The sequence below is a fragment of the Flagellimonas sp. genome, assembly GCF_965601775.1.
Taxonomy (GTDB): Bacteria; Bacteroidota; Bacteroidia; order Flavobacteriales; family Flavobacteriaceae; genus Flagellimonas.
The window spans coordinates 1,630,374-1,648,315 of sequence record NZ_OZ271837.1 but is presented as its reverse complement, the minus strand read 5'-3'; the positions used below and the strand labels follow the sequence as shown (position 1 = coordinate 1,648,315).

Here is a 17,942-nt window from a genome sequence, read left to right as displayed (position 1 = left end):
ATTTAAACTCGCTAATTTGAGGTCACTACCGTTCGCGTCGGCGTGGCTATTTTCATCAGTTCCTGGTTCACATTTTTTGTGGAAAGCTTGTAGACTTGAACGTTTTGCGTTTGAATCTGGCTACCGTAGTTGGTATATGCTGTTACCTTGAGATAGGTGTCATCAAACGATTTGTTTCCGTAGTATTTCACGTTGACCTGCCACTGACCGGGCGGCGTTGTTCCCATATAGAACTGTTTGCTGCTGAACCCTCTAATTTTTTCTTCTTGAATGAACTCAGCGTTTTTCTCCAAGGTATGGCTCCAAGTGTAGTAATGCCCTTGTGGATTTACCAATTGAAGGTCAAATTCTGCATCGGAATTGTTCCATTCCACCATCAAGCGGATGGGCCAAATTTCGTTCTTGAGCCCTTTTTTAAGTTCATTTTTAAGTCGGACCTTGCCAGTTTTTGCCAGAGATTTTGTTTCTATGGTCAAAATAGAGTCGATTTCACTTTGTGCTGATTCGCCTGCCAGGATGTCAAAATCCGCAATGGCCTTTTTATAGCGTGACACCAGTTCCAGTGCCATTTTTTCATCCCCAGATTTTTTAAAGCTGTAGGCTAAATCGCGATAGGACTGTCCATAGCTTGGTCTCAACTTGAAAATCTTTATATAGAGGTCATTTGCGGCATCCAGGTCGCCCAACTCTTCATAACGATAAGCCACCACCTTGAGTACGTTGGCATTGTCAGCGAATCTTTTCTCGGTTTTTTTCAAAAGGGATACGTACGTCTCTCTATCCTGAAGTTCGTTCAAAAAGAAGGAAGCCGTATCAAAATAGAAATCCGGAGAGGTCCCAAAGACCTTAGCTTTCTCATCGAAAATGGAAAGAGCTTCTTCCCTACTTTGCGTATTGCGTAGTAAATTACCATACTCGCTAGAATCTTGATTCAAGGTATAATAGTGCTCTGCGTCTCCAGTGTATATGTTGTTCCTAAGTTTGGCATAATCATAGGCCTCTCCATTTTCTGCGCGTTTTACAAAATCCCCGGTTTTAGTGTTGATGATAACCAATCCACCGGTTGCAAACCTGCCGTAGGCAGCAAATTGGGGAGTACGTATCACAGCAATACGCTTAATTTGGTGTACCGGAAGAAAGAATGGGATTTCGTAGGACAAGGAACCATCGATATCAAATCCGACTGGAATACCACCTCTGGAAACTCCGCCTCCAAACCTAGGACTCAGAACAAGTATAAACCTACCCAAACTGTCCTGTTGTATCCTCATGGCAGGAGCAGCCTTTCGTATGACGTCTATTAAATCAAAGGAACGCAAGATTTCCTCCTCCTCAAAAATACGCATGCTCAATGCAGAGGTTCTTTTATCAACAAAACCATAAGCTCCCTTAATGACTCCTGCACCCTCACGATACCTGAGTTCCAATTCATCTTGTTTAGTAAGCTTTTTTTCGGTAACCACAACTTCATCCAGTTCCTCAACTTCTCGGAACATGGATACATTTAATATTTTAGTGACATCTTCAACAATGATTTCAATTTGTTTGAAACCCAAATAATTATAGGTAAGAGTTTCCTTTGTACGTGCTTCTATTGAATACCTGCCGCCAGCATCGGTGTAGGTAATTTCACCGGTTTCCAAAACCGCTACTTTTGCCTCTTTAAGGGGTTCGCCAAGATGGGTTACCCTACCGGATATGGTTTTGAGGTTTTCCTGAGCGATAATTGGGTTTACAATGGATAATAGAAACAGGGAAACAAACGAAAAAAGAGTGAATTTCATAGCTAACAAATTTTGTTAAAAAATAAGATAAATCTGTCAAAAATAAACCCTGTTTAATACAGTTTTAACTATTAATTCCAGCGCTATTTCTTTTAGAAAAAAGAATTAATCCACCGTGAATTTGGCCAACTCCATTTTTTCATTTTCATCTTGAAGTCGTACCATGTAAGAAGTACTTTTTTGGTTATTTTTTCCGAAGTTGTTTACCACCGTGCATTTCACGAAAGTTGGATTTTCCTCCGCTTTTGAGGTAATATTCAAAATCCATTCTCCTCTGGTATCTGAACCAACAATTTCGAATTGTTCTACGGAATATCCTTCCTCAAGCTCAGCACGAAAACGCTGGGGGTCGAATAATTTGGTATGCTCCCAATTAAAAAAACGCTTTTGAGGGTTAACAAATTGGACCACAAACTCTGCATTGGGATTGCTCCATTCCAAAATCAACCGAGCGTTGTAAGTGATGTTGTTCTTGTATTTCCCATCTATCTTTGATATATCCAATTCCGTGCGATGTTGGTTAATGAGATTCCGTATCTCGGTACCCACCGTCTTTTCCATACCTTTTAAGCCAGCGGTTTGACTCATTTTTTCCTCCAGCAATTTAGTTAGTGTGTTCAAACTATTTTGATAATTCCCCTGTGCTCGATTTACGCGTGCATAGTCATAAAAGTTTTGTGTTTTTTCAGGATGTTCTTCCAAAAGCCTGATAACAATATTCTCAGCAAGCTCTATATTCTTTGTCTCCACACTTTTCAAGTAAGCTCCTCTCAGTGTTTGGTAAGTAGGAGAATCCATTTCTAAAACATTGGATAAAACTCGGAAGGCAATGGTTGGTGAAGCGCTTTGGAAGAAATCAAAAACATCTAAAAGATAATTTGGAGAATTCCTATATTCCATTCGTTGATTCAGGTAGATATCATAGGCGCTTTCAACACTTTTTCCTTTTTTCAAAGCTTTCAGATAAGGGGTAATCAGGGCTTTATTATCAATTTTAATCTTGGCATCATAAAAATTATCCTTAAGCTGCATTGCATCCGACCCTTTCTCTGAAGCGTTTCCATAAGTACCTGTTTTCGTAGTTATCATCAGTACTCCGTTTGTGCCTAGAGTTCCATAAATGTTTGTGGCTGCCAGTCCCTTTAAGACCGTAATATCCTCTACATTCTCCGGGTCTATAAAATTCGTGGCAAAAACCGTCCCATCTTGTGAGGATTGGGATTGAGGTAGAGGAACTCCATCAACCACAATTAAACCATAGTTATTCCCCAAAAGCGAATTACTGGGTCTTAAAACTGCCTGGCTTAAATCATCGTTTTGCCCCAGTGAAACTCCTGAGAATTTTCCCTGAATTCCAGTATTTAATGTTGTTGATGCAGCTAGGATTTTCTCAGAGCCAACACTCTGTACTGCGTATCCCAAAGCATCTTTATCCTTTTTTCTCAAAGGGGTATTCTCTTGGTCCGCGGATTCCACTTTGGTTTCTGTGACAACTACCTCCTGAAGTCGTAAACCCTGTTTCATATTTAATTGGGAGGAATCGGTCTTTTGTTCTTTTTGTACTACCCCCTTTGGACTGCCATCGCCCTCTTGCTCTTTTTTTGCGCTTAAATCCAAAAAATCCACATTACCAATAATAGAGAGCAGATTTATGGTACGCCTATCAAAATCCTTGGAGCTATTTATGATTATCGTGTTTTCCTTGAGCTTGGGATTTGTAACATTCAAATTTTGATATCCATCGGTAAAAACCAAGTTGTACCCCGAAACAGTAAGTTGTTCCAATCCATTAAATGAGGTGGCTCCATCATACTTTAGCTGCTGAATTCTCTCCTTCAACACATTCCAATTTCCATCTCTAACGGTATGGTTTTCCTTAAAATGAATGCCATCGCTAAAAGCAACGAAGAGCACTTCTGAATTAGTAAATCGTTGAAAATAAGCCTCCAAATAATCCAATTCCAAAGCGGTATTCCCTTTTAGTCTTGAATATGAAGTATCCCAAAAAATAGCCGTTTTTTGTGGCTGTTGTGCATGGATTGAAGTGAGTAGAAAAACAAAAACCAGTAATCCATAGCATTTCATTTGTGTAAAACCGTAGAACCACATGACCGTACCTTATTTAATATATCACCCTAAATTAATCTAAATCATTTAGTATCTAAATACATCTGGGCGTTCAAAGTATTCTTCTTTCCAATTTCATAACATTTAGTTTCGTAACCTTCTTTTTGAAAACAAAGAACATCTTTGGGTCTGGCATGAATTTTAAAGCGACCTCCGGCATCTGTATAGATAAGTTCTTTTGTACGCAGGTTTCTAATCTTTACGTTGGACAACATACGACCACGGTAAATAGAAAAGCCGGAAATCATAGACAGGTTGCGTACTTTTCTTTGTTTTTTTCTTTTGGACCTTTCTGCAGCTTTGGTAGATAGTAATAAGGAGGTCTTTAAATAATAGGCCATGGCGGAATTCGGCAATGTCTCCCATTCATCTTGACTTGCAAACTTTCGGAAGGAGTCTGTATCGAAATTGATGGCTGCCATAACCAGTCCCAAATCCTCACCACCATAGACTTTCAACAATTCCAGGGAAACTACGAAATCATCTTTCACATAAATGGAGTACGGAGTTAAGTCAATATCGGCAAAACGCTGTCCGCGCATAATGGTATATAAAATATTCTCTCCTGAAGTGTTCAGATTTTGCTTTGGAATGCCAAAACTGCTCACATCGTAGAAATTTATTCTCACCAGAACACTGTCGGATGTACTGGACCATATCTCAAAACCCAATTCATTGAGCTTTCTAAGCCCACTCTTTACTCGAATCCGTGTGGCCAATTGTCCTCCTAGGGCAACGTTGTCCTTCCAATATCCAAAAACATTCTCTCCTCTATTTTTATACCCAATGTCATCCGCTACAAACTCACCTTTAAAATTGGTAACAACAACCTCATTGAGCTCTTCAATTTTAGGTTGTAATCTGACTTCTGGGTATTCGTTAAAGGCAAATTGGATTTCTGAAATGTGAATTTCCAAATTATCGTATCCTAGGGAAGAGAACAAAACCTTGTCATTAGGACTAAATAGTCTCTTATCCAAGAGTAAGTGAAAAAGCCCATCTTCCTGACTAACCGTGCCAATACCCTTGTCAACCACTCCAATGTTTACATAAGGAATCGGGGCATTGGTCTTTGCGTCCAATACCCTTCCCTTATAGTCTTTTTGCGCAGTTACCAATAATGGAACGGCTAGCACAAACAGAAAAACTGTCCAATACCTGAACATTGGAATTAAATACCGCTTTTGGATGTCTTGTTTATCTTAAAGAGTTCTCGGTTTACATTTTTGACATCCAGCTTAAACACCTTGACTTCTTTCCGCTGGGATTTGGTTCCATAGTTATGATAGATAGTAGCCTTTAGATAGGTAGGCGTTAAGCTTTTATTTCCGAAATACTTTGCATTTATTTTCCAAACTCCTGATAGAGAATCATCTATTAAATATTCGGAGGTGGAATATCCAAAATCCTTTTCCCTACTGATGATATCTGCGCTTGATTCCAAATCATGCGTCCAAGTATAAAATTGATTATCCGGGTTTACGAACTGCAGTTCAAACTCTGCCTCACTATTGCTCCATTCAAAAACCAAACGGGTTCCATCAAAATCCTCTCGGTCAACTTTTATTTTTCTTCCTTTAGCCGTACCAACCATGTCTGTTTTCTCTAAGGTCAGCAAATTGTTGAAGTCCCTATCCATCATTCTGGAAAACATTGTAGTATCTGGTTTTAAGAACCCTTCATCCAACAAATAAAAGTAACGGGCATATAAAATTGCTGCTTTCTTTGATTTACCAATGCTACGATTACTATTAGCCAAATCCATATATGATTGGGCATAGTTTGGTCTTAATATGAAGACCTCTTTATAGGTTTCATTTGCTTTTTCAAACCGTTCTTGAGCCTCATAGATGTAGGCCAATGATTTCAAATGAACCGGATTGTTACTTATGCTTGGATAGGCGTCGTCAATGATTTGGTCCGCAAAGGTCTCATTCTCCCAAGTATCGTAGAAGTATTGGTAGGAATCCAAAACAAAAAATGGAGATGAGGTATACTTTTGGGCATTGGACTCATAAAGTGACTTAGCCTCCTCAAATGTGTTGGCAGCATTCAACTGCTTAAGATATTCCGGTGCATTGTTGGAAATATTTTCAGCTGTGAGCGCCTTTCCATCGTAAAAATTATTTTTGAGTCTGGCCCTGTCTATTATAAAACCTTTTTCATCCCGAAGAGGGACTGTAAGTCCGTTTTTTGTGTTAATTACGATTACACCACCGCGAGCAATTCCTCCATATCTGGTAAGTCCTGTTAATGAAGTAATTATGCCAATTCGTTCTATTTGCTGGACATCAAGAAAATCAGGAAAAAAGGTGAAAATCTGGCCATCAATGTCAAAAACTGCAGGGCCACTGGCTGGTCTCAAAAAGACGGACCTTCCTGCATCCGCGCCTGTCGCACCTGAGAAACCAACTCCTGGTCCGGCGCCAAAATTAGTTCCAAAACCTGCACCATTTGCTACAGTAATGCCGGGGAATCTGTTCCGCAATACATTTGCCAAATCAAACTCTCCGGGTAAGATTCTATCTGAATCAAGAATACGTGCGGTATACGAAACTTTATCTTTATCCAAATACCCGAAAAAGGTTTTGATAATATTAGGATTGGAATAGTAATCCTCTTCCAATTCTTTTTGACTAGCTCTTCGTTTTCTTGTGACCGTTACGTTATCCAGCTTTTCAATCTTTGGAAACATATCCACATTTAAAATGCGTGTGACATCTTCCACCCGAATCTGGATGGGTTCCATTCCATCACTGGTATAATACAGCAAATCTCCAGTAGAGGCTGATATTCGGTATTTGCCACTTTCATTTGTTGTGGCTGAAGTCCCTTGATTAATAACTTGAATTTTAACATTGGACATCGGGCTCTCACCATCGAATATGGTACCTGAAACCCATCGCTCTTGTGCTGAAACCATACTGGTGACGCCGCACAAGGCGAAAATTAAAAGAAGTTTTTTCATAGCGTGATTTTTTTTTGCAACCTACTGGATGCGTGAAATTTACCTTCTTAAATTAATCAAACTTCTTACCAAGCGCAATTTTAATTTCCTAAATGTTCCTTAATTCTGGGGATAAGCAAAAACTCAGTTTGTCTTCCATTGACGTATCGAAATCCATCTTCTCCATAAAAACCAGCTTCTTCCAACATAATCCTGATATCCCTTTTCCATTCAGGAATGTTCACCGTTGTATTTAGCTCAATGGCATAAACGGTATTAGGATTCAACGGATAATTCTCTCCATCATCTTTCATAACCCCACCTTGTGCATCCCACATCCCTATTGTAGTACCTGCAGAATGTCCATAAGTCCCTAAAGGGTGGGTATAAATGGCTGGTTTAAAACCAGCTGCACGTCCTTCTTCCAAGGACTTGGCAAGAATCTCATTTCCAGTTCGTCCTGGAATCATATTGTTGGTTAAAATGTCTTGAACCTTATTCCCATCCCTAAAGGCGTTGACTAAAAAATCCGGAGCTTTTGTTTCTCCAGGCTTTAAAACATATGCTAATTCCTGACAATCGGTATTGAGGCGTAAATACGTAATCCCAACATCGCAATGCAGCAAATCCCCAGGTAAAATCACCATATCTTCTGGTCTACCCGAAAAGGAATACAGGTGTGATACCAATTCCTCACTAGTGCGCTGTACATCAACCGTAGGATGAAACCAGGTTTTAAGGCCCAAGTCAATTATTTTCTGTCTCATCCACCATTCAACTTCAGAAGTAGTGGTCACTCCCGGAGTAATCACTTTTTCTGAAAAAGCTTCCGCAATGATGTCATGGGTAATATCCACAAGCTGATTAAATAGAACCATCTCCCTTTCCGTGCGCGTCTCGATCCAACGTACGGCAAGCTGCTCAGCAGAAATCACTTTGGAGTGGTATTTTTTGGGAAGATTGGCCATGAACTCATCATAGTCGGTTTTATCCAGGCCATCCGCAATGTTATGGTCTTTGGAAAAGTTTAACCCTATCTTTTTTGGACTACGTTCCTCTATAAGTTGGATTAAGCGTTTCCATTGATTGGGCTCTTTTTCTTTATCCCAGGCGGATACAATGCTTTTTCCCACATTATACCGTGCTACGGCTAACTTATCCATAGTCCCCTTTGCCTTGTTTCGATAAAATAGAAAAATTGTCCTCCTTCTAGCATTCAACCATTTTGCGGGCAACATGGTTTTTAATACAGGGTCTTCGTTGTATTCTCTAGAAATAAGAATCCACATATCCATGCCAGTATCATCCATTAATTTTGGAAGCAAGGTGTTGAAACGTTCTTCCAGAATTTCATCGACTACCTGGGCCCGTTCATATTCAGAAAGAATTTGTTGTGGGAAGATGGACATTGAAAACGCCAAAAAAGGCAATAACATATAGTATTTCATGGACTTGTTCTTTGCCCTGAAAATACAAAATAGCGCTATAACTAGTGGACTTTAGTAAGCCCGATATCCATTTAGGAAATGGTTTACACCTGCTGCTGAGGGAGCCACCATAATAGATTCTATATCATTCGGGTTTAAATTATTTAGTATGGAAGCATCCACACGTATTCCATCTATTAAGATGATAGGGTCAGCTTCACCACGAATTCGAAACCTTGGAGTAGCAAATGGATTAGTATCGTTGGAGACGTTTATCGAAGGGATTTTGGCTCGTAAAGCAATCAAAATATCCTGTGGTAGAATCCAATTGTCGTTTTTTAAGCAATACACCGTAAAGGGATAGTTCTTAGAAGTACATGCATCCTCTGAATTACCGCTCTCTGTGGTCTGAATAAGCACCACACCCTTTGTTTTGGGTTGTACTTTAACTGTATTGGCCTCTTCCTTTTTTATTGTGTCGTCCTGGAAAGATACGTTTGCTTGTAACTCTTTTTCTTTCTGGGATTCTGTATCCTCAGATACTGGAGTTACGGTTTGAACAGGGTTTGTAGCTTCACTTTTAGCAGTTGTATGACTTTGGGAAGAAACGGTTATGGGAGCCAAAACTACAGATAGAAGAAAAATAATTGTTTTCATAAGTACTGTTTTTATGTTTAGGCAAACCTACAAGGGCCTAATAAAAATAAAAAGTTAGGATTAGGGAAGCAGGCCTTTCAGTTAGGGAACGTGCCTTTTATCAATTCCAAGGTTTTATCCCGTTGCACTTTACCATTTTTTGCTTCCTCAAATTTAGGCACTTTATAAGCTGCTTTTGGAATTTCATACTTATCCAATTCGCTACTTTGTCTTAGGGTTTCCAGTAGATTGTCCGTATTCATATCCCCCTCTATAATTAAAACCAATTTTTGCCCTAAGCTATCATCCGGAATACCTGTTATAAAAAATCTATCTTTTATCCGAGTGGACAACTTGGCCTCTATTTGTTCTGGAATAAGTTTGATTCCACCAGAATTGACAATATTATCATATCGCCCCAACCATTTAAAACTGGTCTTTGAAGTCAATTCAACAAGGTCATTGGTCACCACAGGATTATCAGAAACCTTTGGTGCCTTTATGACCAAACAATTTCTATCATCTTGCGAAATTTCAACAAAGGGAAGTACTTTAAATTCCTTTTCAGTTTCAGGACTTACTTGCCTTACCGCTACATGGGTAATAGTTTCCGTCATTCCATAGGTTGCGAATGTTCGATTTGTGGATTGCCTCAATCTTTTTTCCAAAGAATGAGAGATAGGTGCTCCTCCCAAGATTAAAGTATTTACCCTATTCAGCTCATTTATGGATTTTTCAGCTTGCAAGGGCACCATAGCACAAAAATCATAGCTTCCAGTAGACTCCTTTAAAGGTTGTGACGAAGGTGCAACGTAATCCAATTCCAGTCCTAGGACCATAGCACGAACCAACATCATCTTACCTGCAATGCCGGTTACTGGCAGGCACAGTAATGCGGAAGTCTTTGGTTCCAACTTAAAATATTGACCTGTTGCCAAGGCGGAGTTCACCATATGGCTTTTCTGGATAGAGATTTTTTTGGGTTTGCCTGTGGAACCGGAAGTATAAACATCCAACTCGGGTTTGGTCGAACACCAATCCAAAAGGAAATCCCCAATGGGTTTTTCAAAATCCTGCCCTTCCTTAACAAGGCTATAGGCTACTTCAAAAAGAGCTTCCTGACCAAAGGAAACACCATTTAGCCTAAATGAATTATGAATGTTCTGCCAACTGGGTTTCACTTTCTTCTAAAGTCAAAAATTCTTCTTTCGACAATACCTTACCAAATAGTTTTTCGTTCCAATTGCTCCATTTGTATTTCTTCGAAAAGAAAAACAGCAACAGGGGAAATATCACAAAAACCGGTATCAAAACATCCCATCCCAATACAGGTTCGGAAATGTCCTTGTAAATTGAATCCGTCTGGAATGCCGTCCAATCGGCTGTGACCAGCAGCGCGGTAATTAGGTTATTAGCGGCATGAAAGCCAAGGGCTAACTCCAGTCCATCATCCATTAAGGTCAAGATTCCAAGAAAAAGTCCAGTACCAATATAAAACACCATAATCCCGTAGCCTAATTTCTCTACCTCGGGATTAAAAAGATGTAATGACCCAAAGAGTAAGGAGGTTATCACCAACGGAATCCACTTTCTTTTGGCGGCAATTCCCAATCCCTGCATGAGATAACCTCTCATGTAATATTCTTCCATACTAGTTTGAATTGGAATCATTATGACAGCAACAACGAATAGAATTAGAAAGGGCTCAGGTTTAAAATTAAAAACATAGTCATCTGGGGATAAGTATACATCGATAAGAATAAAGATTACCGAGATAATACCCCAAAGCAAAAAAGAGAAAACTACCCGTTTCCAATCTATCTTACTTCGGGCAGTCGTTAGTGACTTCAGGGATTGTCTATGAACCACTTTTACAAAGAAAAGCAGCGCAACCAATCCTATGGCAAAAGTCAATAGCATTAGGAATAAAAAGGTATTCACCCCTAAAACCTCCGACATAGCTCCTATATCCCCCGAAGCCATCGAATCTAAGCCTGAATTCATAAGGAGTGCAACCAATAACGGCATAGATCCTACGAATTGCCAAACGACAAAGACAGAGAAAAAACCCAGAATATATCTCCACAACTCATGAAATCCTTTATAACCTTGTTCTATGTACATAATTTTTCTATTAAATTCTTTTCCCAGCTTGCGTTTTTTCTATAAAACAATTTTCCTTGCAACACCTCTAGAGGGCTTTGAAGGTTGTTGGTAAACAAACTCCCCGTACCCAGTCCTTGAGGCATTTTTGTATTCAAGGTATATGTCCATTGCGCAATGGCATTTAACCCGACATTACTTTCCAATGCACTGGTAACCCACCATCCTATTCTAAACTTTTCTGCCAACGCAATCCATTCCAGGGCCTTTTTGAAACCCCCAATAAGGCTTGGTTTTAGAATGATGTATTGAGGCCTTAGGGTTTGTAGTAATCTCTCTTTATTTGTTCCATCAAAAATCCCAATTAATTCTTCGTCCAAAGCTATAGGCAAGGGTGTTTCTTTGCACAATTGCGCCATATCCTCCCAATGACCTTGCTGAATGGGTTGCTCGATGGAATGAATTTCATATTCCGAAAGCTGTTTTAGTTTGTTTAGAGCATCTTTTTTGGAAAACGCACCATTGGCATCCACACGCAGTTCAATTTCATTTGGAGAAAACTGTTTTCTTATGGATTCGAGTATGGACAGTTCGGTTTTAAAATCTATAGCGCCAATCTTCATTTTTATGCATTGAAATCCTTCCTCCAGCTTTTGCTCCAATTGAGATAACATAAATGCTTCATCTCCCATCCAAATAAGTCCGTTGATAGAAATGGGACTTTCGTTTTCCGTAAAATGGGAAGGAAACAAATTGAAAGTACCTGCAGAATTCAGGGATAAAAATGCTTGCTCCAAGCCAAATTGAATTGATGGAAAGTCATCTAATTGGGAATAGAGGGATTCCAAGCCTAAATCAATATTTTGGCAAACCCATCTTAGTTTTTCCTCATATTCAGGAACATCATCAATACTCAACCCCCGTAGGAGCCCACACTCCCCTATTCCAAAACTTTCATCTTTTTCAAGAATGATAAACCAAGTCTCCTTTTGTTTGAGTATCCCTCGGGAAGTACCACTAGGTTTCTTAAAATCGAGAATATAAGGAGTATACTTTGCCTTCATGCAATAGTCCCAAAAATAGGTATAAAATGGGACAAAGACTATAGGTTGGTTTAGCTGAAGTTGAACCAAAAACGTACTCCTTCTGAAGCACGGTCAATATTTAATTTGGACTGTAATTGATTGACCAATCGATTCATCAAACGAATCCCCATGGAAGAATTGGTTCGCTCATCCGCATCTTCAGGAAGACCTACACCATTGTCGGTATATTCGAAATATCCCTGTTCCCCATTTTTTCTTAAGTGAATGTATATTTTCCCATTTTCATCACTGTCCGGGAACGCATATTTGAAGGAATTGGATACCAGTTCATTCAAAATCAACCCAAAAGGAATCGCTCTATCAATATCCAGTTCTGTACCTTCTGCATCTATAGTGATACTGATGTTGTGCCCCCCTTTTTTGTAAACGGATTGCACACTGTTAATCAAGCTCTCAATATAGCCTTGCATTTCAATGACGGAGAGATCATCATTTTGATATAACTTCTGATGTATAAGCGCCATGGCCTTTACCCGACTTTTTCCTTCTTCAAGGGCCTCAATAGCAGACTTGCTACGCGTATTCTTTGTCTGAAGACTCAGCAAGCTGGAAACCATCTGCAAATTGTTCTTTACCCTGTGGTGAATTTCTTTAAGCAGGGAATCTTTTTCAATAAGTGAATTTTCAATGATGTGTTTCTGCTCTGCGATAAGTCGCTGATTCTTTATACTCTTTAAATAGGCATAAACGAGTCCAGCAAACCCTAAAAGGGTAAATATTAAGGATATAAAAACCAGATTGATTCGTTCATCCTTTGCTTTCATTTCATTTCGGGCCTGCTCATTAATACGTTTCTGCTCGTCAATAAGTCTCTGGGAATTTTCCAAATCCTCATTCGCTACTATGGTCACCAATTGTTGCTTTAGTAAAGAGGCTTGTTTTTGGTTGAGAGAATCTTTTATACGCTCATTACGACGATAGAAGGTTGCGGCGTTCTTGTAATTCTCCACCTTATCATAGAAAGAAGCAAGCAATCTATTTCTTTTGATGTCCTGAAGGATGGAGGTATTATCAAAAGTGATATCCAAATTCTTCTTTGCCTCTCTATATCGCTCAAGCTGCAAGTTTGCATCCGCCAAATCCAAGGTATTATCCACAACCTCAATCTGATGTGAATTAACTGGGGAAGTTTTCAAAACTTCTATACTACTTTCTAGAAGTGGAATAGCTTCTTCATATTCCTCTAAAAGCACATGACATTTCCCAATATTTCCCTCTATCTCCGCTTTAAGAAATTCAGTATCGAATAGCTCTTTTTCGGTTTTTTGTTTTGATATGTCGTTGATGAAAACATCCAAGTAGGCCTTGGCCTTCTTCAATTCACTCAAAGCGGTAGGGGCGGAATTATCCAGCCTTAGATAATTACCAACCTTACTATGGTATTTTGCCAATCCATAAGAATCATTATCGGCTATGGTAGGCTTAACCTCCATAATGTACTGATTCCGCGCTTTTCTATGAAGGCCTAAATTGCTGTAAATGTCATAAAATGCCACATTCTCGGTGATTCCCAATTCCCTTTTGCGTTTTCGGATGACAATCTGTTTGTCGTAAAGCTGCAGTTTGGCATAGTTGTCATCCAAGACATCCAGAATGAGTTTTTGAGAGGTAATGTCCAAGGTATCACTTGAATCAAACAGTTCCCTCGCCAGTACAATACTCTTATCGTAATCTCCCAGGTCATTAAATATCTGGGCCTGCATCAATTTATAATGAAGTACAGCATCGGGATCCTTGGTTTTTTGCGCATTGCCTAAAAATACTTTCACGGTATCCAGCCAATCATAAGCAGAATTGACATTGTACCGGTCCATAGAATTGAAGAAAATGTTGAAACGTTCTTCGGATGCTTGAGCATTTTGAAATTCCTGCAAAACGGAGGATTCATCAGCCTCCTGAGCATACGAAAAGGAAAAAGAGAAAAAAGTTAAACCAAAAATTAAGAAAGCCCTCTTATAAAATAATTTCATTCTTCCGAATAGATAGTGTTCTTTACCGAATAGGAATCCGGTAATGGTGTTCATGTCCCGTTTAATATGTATAATCGTTCTATTCAAGATGTATTCTAAAGGCTAAAGGTTAAGATTTGAGGGAATCAAGATTTTACCATCTATTCCTGTTATAGAACGATTATTTTGTCTCAAAATTAAATTGTAGAGAATTGGGATGTCGAGTATTGTTGTGAAAGTGTCCATTTCTGTTGTGAAAGAACCCAAACTGTATATAAAGGTGCTTTTTATCGATGTTTTACGCGTTTTACGGAAAAGAGTCTTACTTCTTCCTCTTTACGGAATCAAAAAAGGCCTTGCTAACCAAAGCAAGACCCTTTTACGAGAACACTATATGAAAATGAAAAAATTACTTACGTTTCAAATACAAAGCTAAAATAGCTCGGACCCCGTTCTTGGGAAAAGAATTGTTGCGAAAGCGAAAAAACTTGTGGTGAGTTCGTTTTACTGCATAAAAAAAGTGCCAAAAGGCACTTTATACTTTAGAGCTGTATGAATCTAGCTATTCATTGAGGATATAATAAACTCTTTGAAATCTTTAGATATAGGAATCAGATTGTTGTTAATCACAATATCCTTGGAATTAATGGCATCAATATGGTCCACGTTAACTATATACGACTTATGCGCTCTGTAAAACTTATTCTTGGGAAGCTTTTCTAAATAGTCCTTTAGTGGAGAACGTACCAAGAACTTCTTTTCTGCCGTGTTTACTTCCAAATACACATTGTCCGCTTTGATGAACTGGATATCGGTAAATTGAATACGATAATACAGATGTTGTTTTTTAACAAAAATGGAATCTTTAAGAACCGAATTCGAAGTAAAGGCATCTCCTTCGTTACCAGCTATTTCCTTAGTGTTTTCCTTGCGGGAATAATTAAAGTTAGACAGGGCAATTTCTATCGAGGTATATAAATCCTGTTGTTCAAAGGGTTTAACCAAATATCCATCTGGCTTAACGGTTTTTGCATTTTCAACCGTTGCACGGTCAGAGTTGGAGGTCACAAAAATGAAAGGAATATTATACTGTTCCCGAATATGTTTGCCAAGATCTATTCCTGTTTTGTCTGAAGCTAAAATGATATCAATCAAAACCAAATCAACTTCATTGTTCTTCAATACATCTACGGCCTGCTCGTACACAATTACATTGTCCACGATTTCATAACCAATTTCCTCCAGCATGGACTGCATGTCATCCGCAATGATAACATTGTCCTCTACAATCAATATTTTAATGGGGTTTTCCAAATCAAAAGAAGTTTAGATAGTTGTAAATCAAAATTACAAAAAATTATTTACCGCGATTAAAAACAGGAGTGATAGGAGAAATATACTTAGTGCCAATTTCTTCAATTCGCCATCCAATTTAACGGGTTCTGTGGTCCGAATTACCTTAACCAAATGTGCAAAAATCGGAAGGAACGCTAATAAATACCAATTATTCCACAATGGTACATTTTCAATGAAGGCGTATACCAGAATGGCAAGAAAACTTAATAGGATTAGGGCTACATGATACTTCTTGCCATTTTCAAAACCCATCCGAACCACCAAGGTATTCTTGCCGTGTTTTTTATCTGAAACCACATCCCTCAGATTATTTAAGTTTAAGACCCCCACACACAGAAGGCCAATGGTAATTGCGGGCAATACTTCTGGCCATGTGAATGTTTTAGTGTATAGAAAAAGGCTACCTAAAACCCCTAACAAGCCGAAAAAAAGAAAAACGGACAAATCTCCTAAACCCATATAACCGTAGGGCGTATCACCCATTGTATATTTCAGTGCAGCCCAAACACTCAATATGCCCAACATGGTAAAAACTATGAAATATACCATGTTTTCTTTCCCAAAAGCAACATATAGCAAAAGCAAAACCAATATGAAACTAATAATGGAAGCAAGTATGATACCTTTCCGCAAACTTTTTTTACTGAGTATCCCAGCTTGAAGAGCCCTAGAGGGACCTATCCTATCGTCACCATCGGTACCCTTGACTCCATCTCCATAGTCATTTGCAAAGTTTGAGGTTATTTGAAAAGCAACCGTAGTCAGTATTGCCAAAAAAAAGATTTGCCCATCGAAAGCCCCGGCAAACATTCCCAATGCCGTCCCCATTACTATGCCTGAAATTGATAAAGGTAGTGTCCGCAAACGCGCGGCTAGCAACCATGCCTTGAAAGGGTTCAATACTAATACGGGTCTTCTATCTTCAAACGTTTACCATCTTTGTAGGAAGCTACAAATGCATCCGAGAAACCCATATTCACCAATTGCTTCCTAAACTTTTGGGCTTCCGGAAGTGTTTCAAAGGTTCCCAAAGAGTAAGCGTAGAACGGATTGGTTTTTACAAAAAGAGTATTGGTCAAAGCCTCTGAAGCAAGGGTAACGTTATTATCCACAAAGGACTTTACTTGCACCGAATAAACAGTTTCCTTATCTAGAAATTCTTTAGCCAAATAGAATTCTTTTACCAAACTCAATTCCCTGTTCTGTTTTTGGAGATTGCTTATCCTGGTTCTAAAAGTATCCAAACTATCCACAGCTTCGGAAAGAATCTCCTCATTCTTGAAATTAGCAGACGTGGTCAATCCTGAGAAATAAGACCATAATCCAAATATGCCCAATAAAATAGCCGCTGTAATCCCCCCAAAGATATTTCTCTGCAGCTTTAGTTTCTTTAAATCCTTGTTCTTGAACTTGATTTGATCCAGAAGTCTTTCGTTAATAATTTGTGCCTTATCGACATCCTTATGCAGTTCCAGCAAATCACTTTCTTCAATAAATGGCATATTAAGGAGGGTTTTATTTATCTGATGTTTCGTAAAATAGTAAACATCAACAACTTACTCTGGTTTCTACAAATGTAAAATTTTTGTAAACACAAAAAAATTGAAGCACAGGAAATTCTCCGCGAATTATAAACCGTCAATCAACATTACGAGCTAAGTAAGATGTATTCCATCATCTGCAATACGTATCTTCTTGGCCTTATACAGATTGCCAATGGCCTTTTTAAACGCTTTTTTGCTCACTTGTAATGCCTCTTTTATTTCCTCCGGAGTAGACTTGTCATGGAGCGGTAAAAATCCATTGTTTTCCTCAAGCTTTTCATAAACTAAGGTCGCGGTCGACTCCATCATGGATACACCAATGGGTTGAAGCGTAACATCAACCTTATTATCCGGCCTAACATTTTTTATGTACCCCTTTAGACGCTTTCCAACACCGAGCGGTTGGAAAACATCACTTTCAAAAACCAACCCTTTGTATTGATTTTCAATGATTACCTCCCACCCCAATGGGGTCTTTCGGTAAACTAAAAGATTTACTTCCGTATTTACTTCAAAAGGAAAACCAGTATTTGAGAGCAATCGGTTCAATCTACTTGTTCCCACAAGTCGAAATGATTCCTGATCTAAAAAGCAGTGTACAACATATTTTTTTCCTTCCTCCATACGGACCTGTTGCTCCCTAAAAGGAACCAAAAGGTGTTTCTCAAGCCCCCAATCCAAAAAAGCACCATAAGCCCCTACTTCCTTTACTTCCAAATAGGCAAATCCACCTCTTTTGATTATAGGTTTTAATGTGGTGGCAATGGGACGTTCGTTATTGTCGAGATAGCAAAACACCTCAAGTTCGCCATCAATCTCAAAATCTTCAGGGACATATTTATTGGGTAATAATACCTCAGTCCCTTCACTATCACCCAAAAAAAGTCCTATGCGAGTACTGCGTAGTACTTTTAAATTGTTGTAATTTCCAAGTTCTATCACGGGTCAAAGGTACTGTCAAAT

General features: G+C 38.9%; 14 protein-coding genes. All 14 read right to left on the bottom strand.

Features of this window, described 5'->3' with window-relative positions; genetic code table 11:
- Nucleotides 1–11: 11 nt before the first annotated feature.
- Nucleotides 12–1,784: a carboxypeptidase-like regulatory domain-containing protein gene (locus ACSLUF_RS07610; RefSeq protein WP_435625510.1), complete on the bottom strand. Its 1,773-nt coding sequence runs from the start codon at nucleotides 1,782–1,784 to the stop codon at nucleotides 12–14.
- Between the two features lie 105 nt (nucleotides 1,785–1,889).
- Nucleotides 1,890–3,893 (bottom strand): TonB-dependent receptor plug domain-containing protein, encoded by a 2,004-nt coding sequence (locus ACSLUF_RS07605; RefSeq protein WP_435625509.1) that lies wholly within the window; start codon nucleotides 3,891–3,893, stop codon nucleotides 1,890–1,892.
- Nucleotides 3,894–3,934: 41 nt separating this feature from the next.
- Entirely contained in the window at nucleotides 3,935–5,077 is a 1,143-nt protein-coding gene (locus tag ACSLUF_RS07600; RefSeq protein ID WP_435625508.1) for a carboxypeptidase-like regulatory domain-containing protein, read from the bottom strand.
- A gap of 5 nt (nucleotides 5,078–5,082) precedes the next feature.
- Nucleotides 5,083–6,879: a DUF2135 domain-containing protein gene (locus tag ACSLUF_RS07595; protein WP_435625507.1), complete on the bottom strand. Its 1,797-nt coding sequence runs from the start codon at nucleotides 6,877–6,879 to the stop codon at nucleotides 5,083–5,085.
- An 80-nt stretch (nucleotides 6,880–6,959) separates the two neighbouring features.
- Nucleotides 6,960–8,306, bottom strand: a complete 1,347-nt coding sequence (locus tag ACSLUF_RS07590; protein ID WP_435625506.1) for a M24 family metallopeptidase — start codon at nucleotides 8,304–8,306, stop codon at nucleotides 6,960–6,962.
- 51 nt (nucleotides 8,307–8,357) lie between these two features.
- A complete protein-coding gene (locus tag ACSLUF_RS07585; RefSeq protein WP_435625505.1) occupies nucleotides 8,358–8,942 on the bottom strand; it encodes a TonB-dependent receptor plug domain-containing protein in 585 nt (194 codons plus the stop codon).
- A gap of 77 nt (nucleotides 8,943–9,019) precedes the next feature.
- Complete coding sequence (locus ACSLUF_RS07580) at nucleotides 9,020–10,102, bottom strand: AMP-binding protein (protein ID WP_435625504.1); 1,083 nt, start codon at nucleotides 10,100–10,102, stop codon at nucleotides 9,020–9,022.
- Nucleotides 10,074–11,045, bottom strand: coding sequence for a lysostaphin resistance A-like protein (locus ACSLUF_RS07575; RefSeq protein ID WP_435625503.1), 972 nt, complete (start codon nucleotides 11,043–11,045; stop codon nucleotides 10,074–10,076). Before ACSLUF_RS07575 ends, ACSLUF_RS07580 begins: the two co-directional genes overlap by 29 nt.
- Nucleotides 11,036–12,088, bottom strand: a complete 1,053-nt coding sequence (gene menC / locus ACSLUF_RS07570; protein WP_435625502.1) for an o-succinylbenzoate synthase — start codon at nucleotides 12,086–12,088, stop codon at nucleotides 11,036–11,038. The genes ACSLUF_RS07575 and menC overlap by 10 nt, the downstream gene beginning before the upstream one ends.
- A 50-nt stretch (nucleotides 12,089–12,138) precedes the next feature.
- Nucleotides 12,139–14,154, bottom strand: coding sequence for a sensor histidine kinase (locus ACSLUF_RS07565; protein WP_435625501.1), 2,016 nt, complete (start codon nucleotides 14,152–14,154; stop codon nucleotides 12,139–12,141).
- 483 nt (nucleotides 14,155–14,637) lie between these two features.
- Complete coding sequence (locus tag ACSLUF_RS07560) at nucleotides 14,638–15,393, bottom strand: LytR/AlgR family response regulator transcription factor (protein WP_435625500.1); 756 nt, start codon at nucleotides 15,391–15,393, stop codon at nucleotides 14,638–14,640.
- Between the two features lie 33 nt (nucleotides 15,394–15,426).
- Nucleotides 15,427–16,263, bottom strand: a complete 837-nt coding sequence (gene menA, locus ACSLUF_RS07555) for a 1,4-dihydroxy-2-naphthoate octaprenyltransferase (RefSeq protein WP_435625499.1) — start codon at nucleotides 16,261–16,263, stop codon at nucleotides 15,427–15,429.
- Nucleotides 16,264–16,337: 74 nt separating this feature from the next.
- Nucleotides 16,338–16,937 (bottom strand): SPOR domain-containing protein, encoded by a 600-nt coding sequence (locus ACSLUF_RS07550; protein ID WP_435625498.1) that lies wholly within the window; start codon nucleotides 16,935–16,937, stop codon nucleotides 16,338–16,340.
- Between the two features lie 153 nt (nucleotides 16,938–17,090).
- The gene (locus ACSLUF_RS07545) at nucleotides 17,091–17,921 is read right to left on the bottom strand and encodes a CvfB family protein (protein WP_435625497.1); all 831 of its coding nucleotides are present in this window, start codon (nucleotides 17,919–17,921) and stop codon (nucleotides 17,091–17,093) included.
- Nucleotides 17,922–17,942: the final 21 nt, after the last annotated feature.

What these genes read in the sequence shown, in the direction of transcription:
- ACSLUF_RS07600 (WP_435625508.1), bottom strand. Translation starts at nt 5,077, where the DNA reads ATGTTCAGGTATTGGACAGTTTTTCTGTTTGTGCTAGCCGTTCCATTA.
- ACSLUF_RS07550 (WP_435625498.1), bottom strand. Translation starts at nt 16,937, where the DNA reads ATGCCATTTATTGAAGAAAGTGATTTGCTGGAACTGCATAAGGATGTC.
- menA (WP_435625499.1), bottom strand. Translation starts at nt 16,263, where the DNA reads ATGGGGACGGCATTGGGAATGTTTGCCGGGGCTTTCGATGGGCAAATC.
- menC (WP_435625502.1), bottom strand. Translation starts at nt 12,088, where the DNA reads ATGAAGGCAAAGTATACTCCTTATATTCTCGATTTTAAGAAACCTAGT.
- ACSLUF_RS07610 (WP_435625510.1), bottom strand. Translation starts at nt 1,784, where the DNA reads ATGAAATTCACTCTTTTTTCGTTTGTTTCCCTGTTTCTATTATCCATT.
- ACSLUF_RS07595 (WP_435625507.1), bottom strand. Translation starts at nt 6,879, where the DNA reads ATGAAAAAACTTCTTTTAATTTTCGCCTTGTGCGGCGTCACCAGTATG.
- ACSLUF_RS07575 (WP_435625503.1), bottom strand. Translation starts at nt 11,045, where the DNA reads ATGTACATAGAACAAGGTTATAAAGGATTTCATGAGTTGTGGAGATAT.
- ACSLUF_RS07565 (WP_435625501.1), bottom strand. Translation starts at nt 14,154, where the DNA reads ATGAACACCATTACCGGATTCCTATTCGGTAAAGAACACTATCTATTC.
- ACSLUF_RS07605 (WP_435625509.1), bottom strand. Translation starts at nt 3,893, where the DNA reads ATGTGGTTCTACGGTTTTACACAAATGAAATGCTATGGATTACTGGTT.
- ACSLUF_RS07590 (WP_435625506.1), bottom strand. Translation starts at nt 8,306, where the DNA reads ATGAAATACTATATGTTATTGCCTTTTTTGGCGTTTTCAATGTCCATC.
- ACSLUF_RS07585 (WP_435625505.1), bottom strand. Translation starts at nt 8,942, where the DNA reads ATGAAAACAATTATTTTTCTTCTATCTGTAGTTTTGGCTCCCATAACC.